14 protein-coding genes are annotated in these 17,727 nt (G+C 56.8%); 9 read left to right on the top strand and 5 right to left on the bottom strand.

The features are described from left to right. Window positions 1-36: 36 nt before the first annotated feature. Both gyrB and gyrA read left to right on the top strand, forming a co-directional pair. The gene (gene gyrB / locus WBG04_RS16300) at window positions 37-2,592 is read left to right on the top strand and encodes a DNA topoisomerase (ATP-hydrolyzing) subunit B (protein WP_424315600.1); all 2,556 of its coding nucleotides are present in this window, start codon (window positions 37-39) and stop codon (window positions 2,590-2,592) included. A 35-nt stretch (window positions 2,593-2,627) separates the two neighbouring features. Continuing rightward, a complete protein-coding gene (gene gyrA, locus WBG04_RS16295) occupies window positions 2,628-5,240 on the top strand; it encodes a DNA gyrase subunit A (RefSeq protein ID WP_424315598.1) in 2,613 nt (870 codons plus the stop codon). 75 nt (window positions 5,241-5,315) lie between these two features. Here gyrA and WBG04_RS16290 read toward each other — a convergent pair whose 3' ends face one another. Beyond that, window positions 5,316-5,687: an NADH-quinone oxidoreductase subunit A gene (locus WBG04_RS16290; RefSeq protein WP_424315596.1), complete on the bottom strand. Its 372-nt coding sequence runs from the start codon at window positions 5,685-5,687 to the stop codon at window positions 5,316-5,318. Window positions 5,688-5,857: 170 nt separating this feature from the next. Then, a complete protein-coding gene (locus WBG04_RS16285; protein ID WP_379709842.1) occupies window positions 5,858-6,169 on the bottom strand; it encodes a hypothetical protein in 312 nt (103 codons plus the stop codon). Between the two features lie 386 nt (window positions 6,170-6,555). Between WBG04_RS16285 and ruvA the strand changes: the two genes are divergently transcribed. Next, on the top strand, window positions 6,556-7,149 hold the full coding sequence (ruvA, locus tag WBG04_RS16280) for a Holliday junction branch migration protein RuvA (RefSeq protein WP_424315594.1): 594 nt from the start codon (window positions 6,556-6,558) through the stop codon (window positions 7,147-7,149). Further along, complete coding sequence (locus tag WBG04_RS16275) at window positions 7,146-8,423, top strand: hypothetical protein (protein ID WP_424315592.1); 1,278 nt, start codon at window positions 7,146-7,148, stop codon at window positions 8,421-8,423. Before ruvA ends, WBG04_RS16275 begins: the two co-directional genes overlap by 4 nt. Before the next feature lie 69 nt (window positions 8,424-8,492). On the opposite strand, the gene rpmB is transcribed toward WBG04_RS16275, so the two are convergent. Continuing rightward, on the bottom strand, window positions 8,493-8,756 hold the full coding sequence (rpmB, locus tag WBG04_RS16270) for a 50S ribosomal protein L28 (protein WP_424315590.1): 264 nt from the start codon (window positions 8,754-8,756) through the stop codon (window positions 8,493-8,495). An 820-nt stretch (window positions 8,757-9,576) separates the two neighbouring features. On the opposite strand from rpmB, the gene WBG04_RS16265 reads away from it, so the two are divergent. The 4 genes from WBG04_RS16265 (at window position 9,577) to WBG04_RS16250 (ending at window position 13,565) form a co-directional block, all read left to right on the top strand. After that, entirely contained in the window at window positions 9,577-10,122 is a 546-nt protein-coding gene (locus WBG04_RS16265) for an RNA polymerase sigma factor (protein ID WP_424315588.1), read from the top strand. Then, the gene (locus tag WBG04_RS16260) at window positions 10,115-11,029 is read left to right on the top strand and encodes a hypothetical protein (protein ID WP_424315587.1); all 915 of its coding nucleotides are present in this window, start codon (window positions 10,115-10,117) and stop codon (window positions 11,027-11,029) included. Before WBG04_RS16265 ends, WBG04_RS16260 begins: the two co-directional genes overlap by 8 nt. Before the next feature lie 86 nt (window positions 11,030-11,115). After that, complete coding sequence (gene aroA, locus WBG04_RS16255; protein WP_424315585.1) at window positions 11,116-12,402, top strand: 3-phosphoshikimate 1-carboxyvinyltransferase; 1,287 nt, start codon at window positions 11,116-11,118, stop codon at window positions 12,400-12,402. A gap of 65 nt (window positions 12,403-12,467) precedes the next feature. Continuing rightward, window positions 12,468-13,565, top strand: a complete 1,098-nt coding sequence (locus WBG04_RS16250; RefSeq protein ID WP_424315583.1) for a pyridoxal-phosphate-dependent aminotransferase family protein — start codon at window positions 12,468-12,470, stop codon at window positions 13,563-13,565. Between the two features lie 3 nt (window positions 13,566-13,568). Here the strand turns inward: WBG04_RS16250 and WBG04_RS16245 are convergent, their stop codons facing one another. After that, window positions 13,569-14,627, bottom strand: a complete 1,059-nt coding sequence (locus WBG04_RS16245) for an LOG family protein (RefSeq protein WP_424315581.1) — start codon at window positions 14,625-14,627, stop codon at window positions 13,569-13,571. A gap of 71 nt (window positions 14,628-14,698) precedes the next feature. On the opposite strand from WBG04_RS16245, the gene WBG04_RS16240 reads away from it, so the two are divergent. Beyond that, window positions 14,699-15,145 (top strand): nucleoside deaminase, encoded by a 447-nt coding sequence (locus WBG04_RS16240; RefSeq protein WP_424315579.1) that lies wholly within the window; start codon window positions 14,699-14,701, stop codon window positions 15,143-15,145. 40 nt (window positions 15,146-15,185) lie between these two features. On the opposite strand, the gene WBG04_RS16235 is transcribed toward WBG04_RS16240, so the two are convergent. Beyond that, a partial coding sequence (locus WBG04_RS16235) for an amino acid adenylation domain-containing protein (RefSeq protein WP_424315577.1) occupies window positions 15,186-17,727 on the bottom strand: 2,542 nt, incomplete at its 5' end.

The following is a 17,727-nucleotide window of genomic DNA, read 5'->3' as shown; positions in this document are numbered from 1 at the left end:
CCTCGGTCGGCGCCATTTCGGACGATCAGCCAGTTCATGTCCGACGAGTCAAAAGAGCCTGAAGAGGCCGAAACCAAGGTCAGTGGGGAGCAGCTATACGGTGCCGAGCAGATTGACAAACTTGAGGGGTTGGAGGCCGTGCGAAAGCGGCCGGGAATGTATATCGGAGACCCCGATATCCGAGGTCTTCATCACTGCGTTTTTGAGGTCCTTGACAACTCGATCGATGAGCATCTGGCGGGCTATTGCAATCTGATCAAGATCGCGATCCATGTTGATGGCTCGGTCAGTATTACCGATGACGGTCGTGGAATTCCGGTCGACATTCATCCGAAGTTTGGCATTCCCGCAGTCGAGCTGGTGCTGACCAGTCTTCATGCGGGTGGGAAATTCGGCCAGGGTGCCTACAAGTATTCAGGGGGCCTTCACGGTGTTGGTGCCAAGTGCGTCAATGCGCTTTCCGACTGGTTCAAGGCGGAGGTCCGCCGTGAAGGAAAGGTTCATGCGATCACTTTCGAACGTGGCAAGACGACCAAGCCTTTGGAAGTCATTGGCGAGGTGCCTGTCGGGCAGACGGGGACCAGCATTACCTTCTTTCCCGATGCGACGATTTTCACGGACACCATCGATTTCGAATTCGATCGACTTGCCAAACGTCTGCGCGAACTGGCCTTCCTCAATCCGGGGCTGACGATCGAACTTGAAGACGAACGACCGGAGAGCGCCGAGAAGACGACCTTCTACTATGCCAAAGGGATTGAGGAATTTGTCGCCCAGTTGGGTGAGAACAAGACGCTGGTTCACGCCGAACCGGTCATCCTCAGGGGCAAGCGAAAAGTGGAAGTCGACTATGACGGTAAGATCGCCAAGGACGACGTGTTCGCTGACGTCGTTTTTCAGTATAACGACAGCTACAACGATCAGATCCTTTGTTTCGCCAATTCGATTCCGAACGCCGACGGGGGAGCGCACCTTACCGGTTTCCGTGGTGCTCTGACCCGCGCGATCAATCAGTACGCCAAAGGAAACAAGATTCTCAAGGATAAGGATCCCGCACTTTCCGGTGACGATGTTCGTGAAGGCATCGTCTGCGTGATTAGCGTCAAGATGCCGAATCCGCGCTTCAGTTCCCAGACCAAGGACAAACTGGTCAACGCGGAGATCGAAGGGGTGGTGAGTTCGATCGTCTACGATGGTCTGCAGACCTACTTCGACGAGAACCCGAACCTGGCCAAGACGATCATCGACAAGGCGGTCAACGCCGCACGTGCGAGGGATGCGGCCCGCAAGGCGCGCGAGACCGTCCGAAAGTCGGTGCTCTCCGGCGGCGGACTTCCCGGCAAGTTGGCGGATTGTTCCGAGCGTGATCCGGCAAAGTCAGAGATCTATATTGTGGAAGGAGACTCGGCCGGTGGCTCTGCGAAGTCCGGCCGAAATCGGACGACCCAGGCGATTCTTCCTTTGCGAGGCAAGGTGATCAATGTCGAGAAGGCACGTCTTCATCGAGCTCTTCAGAACAAGGAAATCCAAGCCATGATCACGGCGATTGGCGCGGGTATCGGCGATGGTGACCAGGAGGGTGCCTTTAAGTTGGAGAAGGTTCGTTACCACAAGGTGATCATCATGACCGATGCCGATGTGGATGGTTCCCACATTCGGACGCTGCTGTTGACCTTCTTCTGTCGACACATGCCGGAGATGGTCAAGGCGGGTTACCTCTACATCGCCCAGCCGCCCCTTTACAAAGTCACCCGCAAGAAGCGGGAGGAGTACGTGGCAGACGATGCGGCACTGAACAAGATCCTGATCTCACTGGGATCGGATGACGTGCGCTTGCAAAAGCCCGGAACCCAGGAGTTTGTTGCCAGCGATCTACTTCAGAGCGTGCTCGATGTACTGGCGCAGATGACGCGTTACACGAAGGCTTTGGAGGGTCATGGCGGGACTTTCCGGGACTTGCTGGAGGCCTCCGTCGATGGCAAACTGCCTGAGTATCTGGTCCGGGTTCGTGAAGGTAATGTTGAAGACATTCATTACTTTGCCGACGAGCGATCAGTGCTGTCATTTTCAGCCGGAAACCGCGATCTGCGCTTGTTCAATGAGGAGTTGAGCGAGGAGGAAGATGCGGCCATCAAGGAAAAGTATGGCAGCATGCCACGCCGTGCCGTGAAGTATGAACTCCACGAGGCGACTGCCATTTCGAAGCTTTTGGAACGTCTGCGTGAGTTCGGGGTTCAGACAGATCCTTTCTTTTCCGATGATGAACCGATCTACGAACTGATCGAAGGAGACGGCAAGGACGCGGACCCTAGTCCGGTGTTCAATCTATTCGAGATCCTTGATCGGGTGCTTGAGATCGGGCGTCGGGGGATGCGAATTCAGCGATTCAAGGGCCTTGGTGAAATGAATGCCAAGGAACTTTATTCAACCACCATGGACCCTGCGACCCGCAAGCTGCTGCGAGTGCGGCTCGATGAGGAAAATCAACTGGAAGCGGACACGATGTTCGACGTGTTGATGGGCGACATCGTGGAGCCTCGCAAGCGCTTCATTGAGGACAATGCCCTGAACGTCCAGAACCTCGATGTCTGAGGAATCGAGGATAGTAGAAACCAATTTTTCAAAAGATGTCTGAAGAACAGATCAAGTGGATCAACGTTGCCGACGAAATGTCGAAGTCCTTTTTGGACTACTCGATGTCGGTCATTATTTCCCGAGCCCTTCCCGATGCACGGGATGGATTGAAGCCATCGCAGCGACGCCTGCTCTATGCGATGCATCACGACCTTTCGCTCACCCAGGGCAAGCCGCATTTGAAGTGTGCGCGTATCGTCGGTGAGACGATGGGTAAGTATCACCCCCACGGTGATGGGGCGATTTATCCGACCTTGGTCAACATGGCTCAGCCATGGACCTTGCGTGAGCCGCTTGTCGATGGTCAGGGTAACTTCGGTTCGGTGGAAGGCGATGCACCGGCCGCGATGCGATATACCGAAGCCCGGATGACGCCGATGGGTTCGGCCATGCTGACCGACATCGAAAAGGAGACGGTCGACCACCAGATCACCTACGATGAAAACTCGGTGGAGCCCGTGGTGCTTCCTGCTTCGATTCCGAACCTGCTCGTCAATGGCGGGACGGGGATCGCTGTGGGCATGGCGACAAACATTCCGTCGCACAATCTTGGTGAAGTAATCGACGGCGTTTGTGCCCGCATCGATGACCCGACGATTTCTGTCGAGGGCATCAAGGAATTCATCAAGGGCCCAGACTTTGCCTCGGCCTGCGAGATTCGGGGTTTCAAGGGGATCGACAGTTATTTCCGCACCGGTCGTGGCAGCGTGAAGATCCGAGGTACGATGGAGATCGAAGAGAATGCCTCAGGCACTTCGACGATCACGATCCGGCAAGTTCCTCACGGGGTGAACCGGGCGACGCTGCAACAGCGCATTGCCGAATTGGTGAGGGAGAAGGTGCTGGTGGATATTTCCGGGATGCGTGACCTCTCGGATGAGGAGACGCGAATCGAGATCACGCTGAAGCGTGAGGCCCGTCCGCAAGTGGTCGTTAATCAGCTCTACAAGTTGACGGCCATGGAAACCTCGTTCGGGGTCAACATGCTGGCGATTCACGAGCGTCGTCCGAAACAGATGTCGGTGATCGATTGCCTTGATGCCTTCATTGACCATCGGCGTGAGGTCGTCATCCGTCGGACCCGCTTCCTGCTCAAGAAAGCGGAGGACCGTGCGGAGAACCTCGAAGCGTTCCTGCTGGCCTTGGGTCACCTTGACGATTTCATCAAGATCATCCGCGAATCGAGGAACCGTGAGGAGGCGCGCGAGAAGCTCAAGGCCTACGACTTCTCCATTGCCACGGCCGAGCGTTTGGGCGTTTTGATCCGCAGCCAGCCGAGCATCAAGGGCGATCGCTACGAATTCACCGACCGCCAGGTCAATGCGATCCTCGAACTCCGCCTCTATCAGCTCACGGCGATGGAGCAGGACAAGATCAAGGGCGAGTACGATGCCATCATCGAGGAGATCAAGGACTTCATGGACATCCTTGAAAAGGAGTCTCGCGTGCTCGCGATCATCAAGGAGGAACTGCGGGCCATTCAGGAAAAGTATGGGACGCCGCGGCGCTGCCCGATTCTTCCGGATGAGGGCGAGATTGCGATCGAGGATCTGATTGCCAACGATGGCATGATCGTGACGCTCAGCCATCGTGGCTATGTGAAGCGGACAGCGGCCAGCGAGTACCGCGTTCAGGCACGCGGAGGAAAAGGCGTGCGTGGGATGGAGACCCGCAATCCGAAGGACGAGGACGAGAAGGATTTCGTCGAGCAGATGTTCTCGGTCCAGGCCCACGACTACCTGATGTTCTTCACCAACACCGGCAGGGTCTATGTCGAGCGCGTCTACGGGATTCCCGAAGCGTCTCGCTCGGCGAAAGGTCGGAGCATCAAGAATGTGCTCAATCTTCAGGCGGAAGAGAGTGTCGCAGCGGTACTTCGTCTTGAGCGAGCGGTTGATGAGGATGGCAATGACATCACTTTCCGCGAGGATGCGGGCTATGTGCTGTTTGCCACGCGCAGTGGCAAGGTGAAGAAGACACCGCTGAATGACTTCCGCAATTACCGCAAAGACGGCATCATAGCGATACGCCTTGAAGAGGGAAATGTGCTGATTGATGTGCGACTGACTTCCGGCAAGGACGAGGCGATCCTCGTAACCCGCAAGGGTCTGAGCCTGCGATTCCCCGAGGAGCAATCGCGGGCGATGGGCCGCGCGACGGCCGGAGTTGCAGGGATCAAGCCGGGTGAGGGAGACTATGTGGTCGGCTTGGCCATTGTTTCCGAAGATTCGACGCTTCTTGTGGCCTCTGAGAAGGGGATCGGCAAGCGGACGCCGTTTGATGACTATCGGAGCCAATCGCGCGGTGGTAAGGGCATCATCACGATGAAGGTCGGCGAGAAGACTGGCGAAGTGGTCAGGGCGGTGAGCGTTAGGGAAGAGGACGAGCTCATGCTGATGACTTCGGGTGGCCAATCGATCCGAATCCGTGTTTCAGAGGTTCGTGAAGCGGGCCGAAATACGATGGGTGTCAAACTACTCAGCCTGAATGAAGGTGAGAAGCTTCAGGATATTGCTCGAGTCATTCCGGATGCAGATGCGGATGACGAGGACACGGAAAGCGGTATTTCTGAAGATGATGCACCGGAAGTCGAGACATCTGAGTGAGGGCCCGGGCGAGAGCGAAGGAACTTCAGGCTCCGCTTTCTGCTAGAGCCCGGCGGGGGTGAGGGTGACCCTTGCTTACTTCCAGCTCAGCGCTCCCTTGCGCAGGGCGTAGACATAGGCGAATGCCAGAATCCCTGCAAAGCTCGCCATACTGAGAAGTGGGACCACATTGCCGCCTGCGACGAGGTCGCGGAACTGGACCGCCCACGGATACATGAAGACGACTTCGATATCGAAGATCACGAAGAGCATCGCGACCAGATAGAACTTCACCGAGAACCGAGGCGCACCTTCACCGATCGGCACCATGCCGCACTCGTAGGCCGAGTCCTTGGTGGCGTTGGTTTTTGCCGATTTTCCGAGGACGACGCTGAGGGTCAGAGCGACAACCGCGAATCCGGAGGCGACCAGAATCTGGAAAAAGACGGGAAGGAATTGATCGATCATTGGCGGAACAAGGGGGGTGATAAGCGGCCGGAGGACGGGTGCCAAGCGATAAGATAGTGGAACTTCGGGGGACTTGAGTGGAATCTCGCGATGTTCAGTGGCAAAAGAAAACCCGCCGCGGGTTTTTAAGTCCGGGGCGGGTTAAGGGAAAAGAGCAGATTCTTTTGGAATCAATCTTCCTGAGCCTGCTTCGCGAGCCACTCTGAGGAGGCTTCGTGAACGCGGTCAGTTCCTTTATATTCCTTACCGAGCTTTTCGACCAAGCCGCGGGTCACGAGGTTCTGAAGCTTCTCATAGGCCCGGAGGCGAAGCATTTCTTCGCCGCCGCTGACGGCGTTGCGAACTTTCAGATTCTCGAAGACGCGCTCAAACAGGTCGTTGAAACCAAAGACTTTGTCCTCCGCAAGGACGACGCAAAGTTCATCAGTGACATGATCGGGAAGTCGGCGTGAAAACCGAGTGCGTTTCGTGGTGGTTGCCATAACGGTTGTATCATAGCAGCAAGATACTAGAAAAGCGACCGCAAAAAAGCCCGGGATGAAGAAATACTATAGAAATTTAACATGTCTTAAATTTCAAGTAAAAAGTTCCGAAAATTTTTGCCGGGGCGATCAAGCTAGGAAAGGATCGGACCAGGATGGATAGGATCAAAAGGATGTAGGCAATGAGATTCAGAAATCATCAGGTTTTTGATCGTGATTGGGCCAAGTGCTGGCCGTTGATCGCAGACGATGACTCCAAAATCCGATCCATCCTGGTCCAAGAATGTGCTCAGTAGGAGTTGGTTTCCCCTTAGCTTGATCGCCCTCTGGCGATTGGTAGGTGATCGGAATTGACGGAGGGCGGGTGCGCGGCAAGCTACGGCCCAATGATCGTCAGGCTGCGGGGAAAAGTATGGGAGAGTTTTCCGAATCGTCTGGTGCTGGATGTCGGTGGGGTCGGGTACGAGGTGCTGGTGCCGGTTTCGAGTGTCGATCAATTGAATCCGGTGCTTGGTGAGGTGCTTGAGTTGAGGACCTACTTTCATGTGCGTGAGAACACGCAGGTGCTCTATGGTTTTGCCACTGAGGAGGAGCGCGATGTGTTTCTGCTACTGATCGAAAGGGTGAGCGGAATCGGCCCGGTGATTGCGATGGCGGTGTTGAGCGGCATGCCGGTGGGTCGCTTCAAGGCCTGTGTGGCGGGTGGGGAGGCTGTGGAGCTTTCGAAAATCAAGGGGCTCGGCAAGAAAACGGCGGAACGGATCATCCTTGAGCTTAAAGATAAGGTTGGGGTGGCCGAGACCTGGGCCGAGGTGGCAAGTGGCACGATGGCTCCGACAACGGCGGATGCGGAGTTGGCTTTGGTGGCTTTGGGTTACAAGCAGGTGGATGCCCGGAAAGCGGTGCGGAAAATGCTTGATGAGGTTCCCGGAGCAAGCACGGAAGAATTGATCCGTGGGGCCTTGCGTTCAATGTCATGAGTCTTGAATTATCGCAAATCCACGCGGCTTTGCCGAAGGGCGGTCTCTACGATGGCGGCTGGCGCTACTCGCCAGAGCCATTGACGCTGTCGAAAGGTGAGATGAGATTCATCAAGGGCCTCGGTCATCCCCTGGCTCGATTCCAGCGGACCTGCGATGCCATTTATCGTCGCAGCGCGAGCGGGAGTTTACCGGCTTGGATTGCCGAGATCTTGGATACCGGGAAGCCAACGTGGATGGTGGATCTTCAGCGCGAAGCCGCTTTGGGTGACGTCTTTCCTCGCATCATCCGGCCTGATTTGTTGCTGGGTGAAAAGGGTTTTTCGCTGACTGAGCTGGATGCCGTGCCGGGTGGCTTGGGGATCACTGCGTGGCTTTCGCAGCTCTACGCTGATGCTGGTTATGAGGTCGCCGGGGGAGCGCGGGGGATGGTCGAGGGCTTCTCGTCAATTCTCGACGAGGGGGGGAGAGTTCTGATCTCTGAGGAGGCCACGGATTACCGTCGCGAAATGGAATGGCTCGTAGCGCAGGCGGGCGGAGGGCGGGAGGTTTCCGACGCCGAGGCGTATCAAGCGGATGAAAAGGCTCTCTACCGCTTTTTCGAGTGGTTCGATTGGATGGCAATTCCGATGGCGAGAAGCTTGGCGGAACGTTCGGCATCCGATGGGCTCAAGCTAAGCCCGCCTTGCAAGCCTCACCTCGAGGACAAGATTTGGCTGGCTCTTCTCTGGACTCCAGCGCTGAGAGCGGTCTGGGAGGAGATGATGCGCGGCAGTCATTTGGACCGAATTCGTGATCTGGTGCCTTTTGGCTGGATCGTCGATCCCTCACCCTTGCCGCCACAGGCCGCCTTGCCGAAACTGGATGTCAATTCATGGGCGGAGGTGGCGAACTTCAGTCAGAAGGAGCGGGAGCTGGTTTTGAAGATCAGCGGATTTCACGAGACAGCGTGGGGATCACGCGGTGTCTTCGTCGGTCAGGATTTATCAAAGGACGAATGGAAGACGCGGCTCGAAGCGGCCTTGGAGGACTTCGAACAGCAGCCGTGGATGATGCAGGAGTTTCGTGAGACGAGGGTCATTGAGCACCCGGTTTTCCGAGAAGATGGCACCGTTGAAATCATGAAGGGACGGGTAAGGCTCTGTCCTTACTACTTCACGGATGACGACGGGCGGACGGAATTGGGAGGATGCCTGGCGACCATCGTCCCAGCCGACAAAAAGAAGATTCACGGCATGAAGGATGGGGTGCTGGTGCCGGTGGTGGTCGGATGAGCGGGCACGAAAAAGCGGCCGGGAGGTTCCTCCGGGCCGCTTGTCAGAATGTTGGAATCGGGGGCTGATTTAAATCAACCCGGCCTTTTTGAGAGTGGCGTAAGCACCATTCTTGTTGATCGTCTTCAGTGCCCGGCAGGAAAGCGTCAGACGCACCCAGCGGTTTTCCTCAGGAATCCAGATGCGCTTGCTCTGCAGGTTGGGGGTTACCTTGCGTTTGACCACTTTGGTAACGTGACGACCGATACCGCCCTTTTTCTTGGCGAGACCTGAACGATTGATAATTCCGCCTGAGCGGACTCGGCTTCCTCGGATGCTGCAAACTCTAGCCATGATAAAAAGGGGTTCGTTTTGAACGGGCGGCGAAGAATGCACGGGGCGTTTGGACCGTCAAGGCAAATCGCGGGTGCTTTCTTCAGGTCAATCAAGTCAGGGAAAGAATCGGGTCAGGGTAAGTCTCAGCAGAGCCCGCAAGCTGTCCGGGAGATGACTTGGGGATCTTCGAGCTTGGGGAGTTTGTAGGCATCCAGGCCTAATTTTTTAGATCTTTTTTGGTCCTCGAAATCCCCTGACTCCTTCGAAAAGCCTGGGGTGGAAACGAGGTTGGTGCAGCTTTGGGCTACCGGATCGAAATGCGTGGGGAACGCTCAATCAAAGGGTTACGAAAGAATGCCGGTGGGGAAATCCGGTCATTAAGGTGTTAATAAGAGTGAATTACTAGGAACCTAAGATATTTAAGTGAACAAAAGTATCTACGAATCAGCGATTTATGCCTTGCCTTGTAATGTGGGTAATGTTGACTATCCGGCGTCCCACCCATACACACCCGGATGGTCCAGCCCGTGCCCCCCAAGGTCAGGCCGAGACGGGAGTGGTTCTCACCCAACCCCTCCTTACAAAGACCATGAGCCGACAGGCCGTAAAAAAAATTGCCTTCCCACCGAAGGAACCGAGTCACACTGATCTTCGCAAAGTTTTGGAGCTCGCCTCCCGTTTGATGGACCGCAACACCCGCGGGGACCACAAAGGGCGATCGCTGCCAAGCAACGTCATCGAGTTTCCCGGCAATCGCTGAGGCGATCGCGGAGGGATTTTTGCAGAATTTTTCTCATCGCGGGAATATTCCCGGGGGCTAAGGCTCTCAGGGACGTTGATGAGTGAATTCGAGCAACTGGTTGATGCGCATTATCAGGCGTTGTATCGCTTTGCGATGTCGCTGGCGAAGAACCCCGACACGGCGTCGGATCTGGTTCAGCAGACTTTTTGCATCTGGGCCCAGAAAGGGCATCAGTTGCGGGAGCGTTCGCGAGCGAAGACCTGGCTCTTTACCACGCTTCATCGTGAGTTTCTTTCTCATGCTCGCAAGTCCAAGCGCTTCAGTGATCAGGAACTGACCGAGGCGGTTGCCGGCCGATTGGAGTCTTCAGAGGACGAAACGGATCGGCAGATGGACGGGCAGCGGGCCCTCGAACTACTAGGTGACTTGGAGGAGACTTTCCGCGCTCCGATCACCCTCTTCTATCTCCAACAGCACAGCTACAAGGAGATCGCTGAGATTTTGGATATTCCGATCGGCACGGTGATGTCGCGGATTTCCCGGGCGAAGGAGATGATCCGCCGCCGGATGACTGCGGAGCCTGCGAGTGCTCCGAAGAACCTTTTGCAAATGAAACCCGGAACCTTGAAGAGCCATGGATAAGGAAGAAGCTCGATTTATTTTAAGGTGTTTCCGTCCCGGCGGTTCCGATGCCGCCGATCCGGAGTTTGCCGAAGCGCTGCAACTTGCGGCTGCTGATCGTGATCTCGGCGAATGGCTGGCGAAGGAGCGTGCGCTGGACGCCGATTTTTCGGAGGTGCTGGGAACGCTTCCGCTCCCTGATGGTCTGCGTGAGGAAATCCTCGCGGGCCTTGCCGCGGAGCGTGGAGATTTGCCTCAGGCCGACAAAATCGATGCCTCGTTCATTGGTGCCTTGGCGACCGTGAAACCACCGGAGGGAATGCGAGATGAGATTCTGGCGGCGATGGAACAAAGCGCTCCGAAGGCGGGATCGCGACGTGGGTCGTCATGGTGGCGCTTTGGAGTGCCGCTTGCGGCAGCTGCCGGAATCGCTTTGGCTCTTGTCATTCAGTCGGAGCAGCCGCCAACAGGCGATAGCAGCGTCGATTCGGGTCTCGAGAATGGAGGTTCTGCAGTACCAGTATCCTTCGTTCAGTCCGAGGCGATCGCGGCTCTGGAGTCTCCCGAGTTCGCGTTGGACCTCAAGAATCCGGACCACGACACCTTGTTTGAGTTCATCCACAAATCGGGAAGAGCCTGCCCGTCAGGGTGCATCCCGGAGGGGCTCGAAAAGATTCCAGGCCTTGGCTGTCGCGTGATCGAAATCGATGGGAAGCCAGGTGCGATCATCTGCTTCAAGCGGGGCGAGAACGAGGTTGTTCATCTCGTTGTGTTCCGCCGCAAGGATGTTTCCGGTTCTTTGCCAAGCGATGGTCGGCCTCAATTCGAGCAGAGCGGTGATTGGGCCGTGGCCAGCTGGGAGCAAGATAATCGGGCATTCGTGCTCCTAGGTCAGACCAGCGCCGAGCATCTGGGTGAGCTTTTTTGAGCGGGCTTGGCTTCTCTTCCAAGGGAGCAGGCAGGATTCGGTCCGACTTGCAAATGTCGGTTGCTTTTCGGAGGCTCCGCTGACCGATGACTTCGCTGACTCTTGAACCCATTTCTCATGTTTCCGGGACGATCCATCTGCCGGGCTCCAAGAGCATTTCGAACCGGGCCCTGCTGCTGGCAGCTCTTTCCGAAGGGGAAACCGAACTGAGCAATCTGCTCGTCAGCGATGATGTCGAGCACATGCTCGCGGGTCTGAGACTTCTGGGAGTGGAGTTTTCACTCAGTGAAGACGGGAGAACATGCAGAGTGCGGGGCCTGGGTGGGGCGTTTTCTGCGGAAGGAGTCACTGAGCTTTTCCTGGGCAATGCGGGCACGGCGATGAGGCCGCTGGCTGCGGCGCTCGCACTCTCTCCCGTCGAGGTGCTGTTGACGGGGGAGCCACGGATGGAAGAACGCCCGATCGGCCATTTGTTAGATGCCTTGAGGCAATTGGGGGCGGATCTTGTGTGCGAGAAGAACGAGGGCTATCCGCCGCTGAGGATCCGGGGCAAGCGCCTGCCCGGTGGCCGGGCGAAGATCGATGGAAGCGTGTCGTCCCAATTTCTAACAGCGATGTTGATGGCAGCGCCCTTGGCGGATGGCGAGGTGGTGCTGGAGATCGAGGGCAATCTTGTTTCCAAACCCTACATCGATATCACCTTGGCGTTGATGAAGGCTTTCGGGGTTGAGGTGGAGAACAAGCATTACGAAAGTTTCGCCATCCGAGCCGGCCAAAGCTACCGTTCGCCGGGAGGTTTTCTGGTGGAAGGCGATGCTTCTTCGGCCTCATACTTTCTCGCCGCCGCGGCGATTCGTGGTGGGGAGGTGACAGTGACGGGGATTGGTGAGCGTTCGCTTCAGGGAGACACCGCATTTGCCAGCGTTCTGGCCGAGATGGGTGCCAAGGTGACGATGGCGGAAGACCACATCACCGTTTCAAGAACGGGGCCGCTCAAGGGAATTGACCAGGACATGAATCACATCCCGGACGCCGCGATGACCATTGCGACCACGGCCCTTTTCGCCGATGGCCCGACGACCATCCGCAACATTGCCAACTGGCGGGTCAAGGAGACCGATCGGCTGGCGGCGATGGCGACCGAGCTCCGGAAAGTCGGGGCAACGGTGGATGAAGGCGAGGATTACCTCACCATTGTCCCTCCCGAGTCGCTGAAGCATGCGGAAATTGAAACCTACAATGATCACCGGATCGCCATGTGCTTTTCACTGGTGGCTTTGTCGGACACGCCGGTGACCATTCTCGACCCCGGCTGCACGTCGAAGACCTTCCCGACTTATTTTGATGAATTTGCCCGGATTTGCGGGAAGTGAGGGGTTCCCTGTTCGCGGAATTGACCCCGTTGTGATTTCCGGGTGATTGTTAGTGCATCCACACGATGAATATTCCCGAACGCATTCTCATGGGGCCAGGCCCGACCACCGTTCCCCAACGGGTTCTCAGGGCAATGGCTTCGCCGACACTTGGTCACCTCGATCCCCGCTTCATCGAGATCATGGACGACACCTGCGCCAAGTTGCGGGAAGTCTATCAGACGGACAATTCGCTGACCTTTCCAATCTCGGCCACGGGTGTCGGTGGGATGGAATGCGTCGTGACCAATCTGATGGAGCCCGGCGATGAGGCAATCGTCTGCGTCAACGGGGTCTTCGGAAAGAGAATGGTGGAGGTGATGAAGCGCAACGGTGTCACGGTCCATGTGCTCGATGTCGAGTGGGGTAAGACCTTTACCGAGGAGCAGATCGGCGAAGTCGTGCAACGCTACCCGAAGGCCAAGGCACTGGCTATCGTACACGGTGAGATCTCGACTGGAGCGCATCAGCCGCTTGAAGGTATCGCCAAGCTCCTCAATGAAGAGGGCATGCTGCTTATTGTGGACGCCACGGGTTCGTTGGCGGGTCACCCTTTGAAGGTGGACGAGTGGCATATCGACGCGGTGTATTCGGCAACTCAGGAGTGCCTGTCCTGTCCTCCGGGCCTGTCACCGATCTCATTTTCAGAGGCAGCGCTTGAAGTCATGGAGCGACGAAAGACCAGTGTCCGCAGCTGGTATTTCGATGTTTCCCTGCTCAAGGACTACTATACAGGTAGTGGAGGGAGGCATCACCACCACACGGCTCCCGTGAACATGGTGTATGCCTTGAACGAAGCTCTAGCCCTTGTGCTTGAGGAGGGGCTTGAGGCCCGCTTTGAGCGGCATGAAAAGCTCCATCGCAGATTGAGGGCGGGCCTTGAAGAACTGGGTCTGAGTTACATTCCTGATCGATCACTCCACAGCTTGAACTGCGTGAGGATTCCGGACGGAGTCGAGGATGAAGCCGTACGTGCGAGGATGCTGGAGACCTACGGGATTGAGATCGGTGGAGGACTCGGACCGTTCCAAGGCGAGGCGTGGCGGATCGGCCTGATGGGACATTCGGCGACTCAGGCGAATGTCGATCTCGTGCTGGCTGCCCTTTGTGACTGCCTGGAGTGAGGGTCAGGCTGGTTCGAGGTGTCGGGTCACGGCAGGAATGATCTCTTCAAGAGATGTCGCCACCACAAAGTCGTCTGACTTGCACTGATCTTCGAGCAGACCGATGAGCGGATCCCAGAATCCGTTTCCATCCGGGCCCGGACGGTTGAAAATGACCACCGGCTTGTTCTTCATGACGGGATGATCCCGATGTTTGAAGATCATGAGGGCCAGTAACTCCTGGATGGTGCCCGCACCACCGGGGAAGATGACGAAGGCGTTTGAATGCTCAATCATCACTTCCATGCGCGTGTAGATGTCCTCGCGCAGCCAGAACTGCGAGAGGCCATCAGGGAGGCCTTCAAGTTCGATGATGTGGGGGACATTTGAACCGGCGGTCCAACCTCCCGCTCCTACCGACCCGCGCACGACGGCACCCATGATTCCCGATTTTCCTGCGCCAGAAACGCAGCCGAGACGGTTCTCGGCAAGCAGTCTGCCAAGGGCCTCTCCATCAGCGATGAAGGCAGGGTCCTCGAGAGTCGCGGAGCAGAAGACACAGACATTGCCCCGATAGTCTGAAGGTGGCGGAGTGTTGGCCGTTGGGATGGTTGCCGCGCAGATCTTCTCCCGATCGGCATCGGGGATTCCTTGATCCCGTGCCTGATCGAGAAGTCGAATCACGTCTTCCGGTGCCTCGGCGTTCAGCATGAATTCGGAGTGATCCTGCTTGATCGTTCCCATCTTCTCGAGGTGGATCAGGACCTTGTATAGCGAGTTCCACGACTGGTCGGAATTGAGGATAATCGTGGGTTTTCCGGCAAGAAAACGATCGAGTGTCTGATAGCCGACGAAGACCGAGATCGCCTTGAACATATCCTCAATCGTGGCTCCGGGAGTGAAGACGAAGGCATCGGACTCGATGATCTTTTCCTCGATGTTGGAGAGGGAAATTCTCTGGTCGCCGTTTGAATTGTAGATGTCCCAACCGGCTTGGAAGAGAAGGAAGAGAAGTTTGGCGCGGGTGGAGCGACCGGGATCATCGGCTCCGAGAACGGTGCCGGAAAGGCGTACAATAGGCATGTTGGAATGTTGGATGAAAACGCCAGTTTGCAAATGAAACGACTGGCGCTGGAAGGACGATAGCGTAAAATATGCCCATCGTGGATCAATTCCTTAAATCAGCAATCGAAGAAGCCCGGCTCGGCCTGGATGAAGGCGGAATTCCGATAGGGAGCGTGCTCGTCCATGGTGGGAAAATCATCGGTCGGGGACACAATCGGCGCGTGCAGAGTGGCAGCCCGACTCTTCACGGGGAGATGGATGCGCTTGAAAATGCCAAGAGGCAGCCGGCAGCGGTCTATCGTGAGAGCGTGATCTATACCACCCTCTCGCCCTGCAGCATGTGCTCGGGAGCGATTCTGCTCTACGGCATTCCGAAGGTCGTGGTTGGCGAGAATAAAACCTTCATGGGAGAGGAGGAACTGCTCAGAAGCCGCGGGGTGGAGGTGGTCGTTGTCGATGATTCTGAGTGCATTGACATGATGGAAACCTTTATCCGGGAGAAACCGGAGTTGTGGAACGAGGATATCGGGGTTTAGGATCCCGATTCCTGGTTTGGGCTTCGCTTCAGGGTGGCTTTCATGAGTCCAGTAGCTTCGTGAATCGATCGGCAAAATCGCTCCGGTGTTCCTGAACGCAGCTTTCATGATCGCCGGGGATGAGAGTCAGGCTCGTTGCTGGGGCCAGTCGCTGCCACGAGGCAAGCGCCCTTTTGGCGGCTTCGGGAGTCGCCGATTCGGCAAGTAGCAAATGGACAGGGCCCGAGTAGTTCCCGGCTCGATATCGGGCGCGTTGCCAGAGAAGTTCGAGGGAGCCGTCGCGTATCGGATCAGCGGATTCTTTCTCGCCGTTCCATCCGCTTTTGGCACGGCCTGCGTAGAGCAGGCTCTCTTCGATCCAGCGCCAGCAGCGTGTCGGGATGCTTGACCATTCGCCCGGACTCCGAAGAAGTTTGGAAAAGCCCCGGGCTTTCCAGCGGAGCGACCAGAGCAAAGAAAAGAGTGCCAGTTGTCGCCCTGGATCGAGTCCGAAAAGTCCTCCGGCTTTGACAATGCCGTCACCGACGAGGTTCAGTGTCGGTTGATCGGGGGAGGGGAGTTCGACCAGGATGAGCGATTCGACGCTTTCTCCGGCCTGTTCGAGTTGGCGTGCCATTTCGTAGGCAACCCACGCGCCGGCGCAGTATCCCGCGAGAATCCATGGTCCCCGCGGCGTGGCCTCCTTGAGCTTGGTGACCTGATTGGAGGCTTCCTCCTCGATACCCGAACTCAAGCGTTGAACGCGACTACTCAGAGGTGGCAAGACATGCAGCGGGCGATCTGAGCCAAGTCTTTCGGCAAGCGCCTGACTAAACCCCCTTCCGTTCAAATAGTCGGCGTAAAGGAAAAAGACAGGAGTCAGTTTTCCAGCAAATTGAAGCGCGAGGAGATCCGAAGACGATTCGTTGAGGCGCTCGGAGAGCCCGCGGATCGTCGGTTGCTTGAAGAGGGCTGTTAGGGGAATGCTCTTGTCGAACTCGGCTTCGATTCGGTGGATCAGTCGCAGGCTTAACAGGGAGTGGCCACCGAGGGAAAAGAAGTCATCATCAAGGCTCACCTGATCGAGTCCCAGCAGATCACGCCAAATTTCAGCAAGCTTCTGTTGCTGGTCGCTGAGCCGTTCGTTGTCTGGTGAGACCGGACGGCGTTGGGGGGATGGGAGGCGCTTGCGGTCAAGTTTTCCATTTGGAGTGAGTGGCAGTTCGGCAAGCGGGATGATCGTGGCGGGGACCATGTAGCCTGGAAGTCGAGCCGCAAGGAAAGTGGAGAGCTTTTCGATCTTTGAAACCGTCACGACATAGGCAACAAGCCGCGGCCCGGCGGCGCCATCATTGACCACGATTACCACTGCAGCGGACACATCCGGATGCGATGTTAGAGTGGCTTCGATCTCGCCCGGTTCGATCCTGAAGCCGCGCATCTTGATTTGCCGATCAAGACGGCCGAGGAATTCGAGCTCACCCTCGCGGTTCCAGCGAACCCGGTCACCACTGCGGTAGAGACGCTGATTCCCACCTTCGAGGTGGAGCGTCGGAAAGCGTTCGGCCGTGAGTTCGGGACTTTGCCAGTAGTCGATGGCCAGACCGTCGCCACCAATGAAGAGCTCCCCCGCAATGCCCGGCGGCACCCGTTTGCCATGGGGATCGAGAACGTGGAGGGAGGTATTCGAAATGGCCCGCCCGATTGGAAGCAGGTTCGAAACCTTGTCAGTTTCTATCCGGTAAAAGGTGGCGAAGCTGGTGCTTTCTGTTGGACCGTAAACATTGAGGATCTCGACATCGTGGTCCCGTTCGCAGACTCGACGGACCTTTTCGGGATCCGCTGCCTCACCACCGAAGAGAAGAACCCGCAGGGAGTCGAAGCTTTCCGGAGCGAGTTCGGCAGCGAGGTTGAAAAGTGAGGTTGTTAGAAACATCACGCTGATCCGGTCGGTGAGCAGTCGACGACGGAGAAGCTGCGGGGAAAGAAGCTCTTCCCGATCGACGATGGTCAGGCAGGCACCGTTGAGGAGGGCTCCCCAGATCTCAAAGGTCGACGCATCGAAAGCCGGATTGGATGCGTGGGCGATCCGGTCGTCTTCTCGGATATTGATGTAGTTGGTGTTCAGCACCAGTCTCAGCACGCCGCGATGGGGAATGCGGACGCCTTTGGGAGCGCCGGTGGATCCCGAGGTGTGGATGACGTAGGCCGGATCGTGGCCTTTGCTGTTTCGAGGAGGGAGCGCTGTGCTCGGTTCGCTACCTTTGCCGATATCCAGGCTGCTAACCCCGCCGATGTTGACCTTGGTTTCGTGGTAGAGAAGGAGCCGGGCACCACAATCCCGTACTGTCGATTCCAGTCGCTCGGAAGGATGGTCGGGATCAAGCGGAAGGTAGGCCGCGCCCGCTTTCAGGACGGCAAGCATGGCGGTGACGCTCTCGATACTTCGATTGATGAGGATGGCAATTATCCCGGATCGGTGAAGGCCGGTGTCGATGATCCTGCGGGCCAATCGATCCGCGTGATCGTTGAGCGTTTGGTAGTCGAGTTGTCGATCGACATGAAGGATGGCCGTGGCGTGCGGCGTTCGCGCCACCTGTTGC

This window comes from Haloferula sp. (genome assembly GCF_049672945.1).
Classification (GTDB): domain Bacteria; phylum Verrucomicrobiota; class Verrucomicrobiia; order Verrucomicrobiales; family Akkermansiaceae; genus Haloferula.
This window is presented reverse-complemented; position numbering and strand designations above follow the sequence as displayed.

Bases quoted from the DNA above. Each gene is read 5' to 3' on its own strand.
- gyrA (WP_424315598.1), top strand. From the start codon at position 2,628: ATGTCTGAAGAACAGATCAAGTGGATCAACGTTGCCGACGAAATGTCG.
- WBG04_RS16285 (WP_379709842.1), bottom strand. From the start codon at position 6,169: ATGGCAACCACCACGAAACGCACTCGGTTTTCACGCCGACTTCCCGAT.
- WBG04_RS16275 (WP_424315592.1), top strand. From the start codon at position 7,146: ATGAGTCTTGAATTATCGCAAATCCACGCGGCTTTGCCGAAGGGCGGT.
- WBG04_RS16245 (WP_424315581.1), bottom strand. From the start codon at position 14,627: ATGCCTATTGTACGCCTTTCCGGCACCGTTCTCGGAGCCGATGATCCC.
- gyrB (WP_424315600.1), top strand. From the start codon at position 37: ATGTCCGACGAGTCAAAAGAGCCTGAAGAGGCCGAAACCAAGGTCAGT.
- WBG04_RS16240 (WP_424315579.1), top strand. From the start codon at position 14,699: ATGCCCATCGTGGATCAATTCCTTAAATCAGCAATCGAAGAAGCCCGG.
- WBG04_RS16265 (WP_424315588.1), top strand. From the start codon at position 9,577: ATGAGTGAATTCGAGCAACTGGTTGATGCGCATTATCAGGCGTTGTAT.
- aroA (WP_424315585.1), top strand. From the start codon at position 11,116: ATGACTTCGCTGACTCTTGAACCCATTTCTCATGTTTCCGGGACGATC.
- ruvA (WP_424315594.1), top strand. From the start codon at position 6,556: ATGATCGTCAGGCTGCGGGGAAAAGTATGGGAGAGTTTTCCGAATCGT.
- WBG04_RS16260 (WP_424315587.1), top strand. From the start codon at position 10,115: ATGGATAAGGAAGAAGCTCGATTTATTTTAAGGTGTTTCCGTCCCGGC.
- WBG04_RS16250 (WP_424315583.1), top strand. From the start codon at position 12,468: ATGAATATTCCCGAACGCATTCTCATGGGGCCAGGCCCGACCACCGTT.
- WBG04_RS16290 (WP_424315596.1), bottom strand. From the start codon at position 5,687: ATGATCGATCAATTCCTTCCCGTCTTTTTCCAGATTCTGGTCGCCTCC.
- rpmB (WP_424315590.1), bottom strand. From the start codon at position 8,756: ATGGCTAGAGTTTGCAGCATCCGAGGAAGCCGAGTCCGCTCAGGCGGA.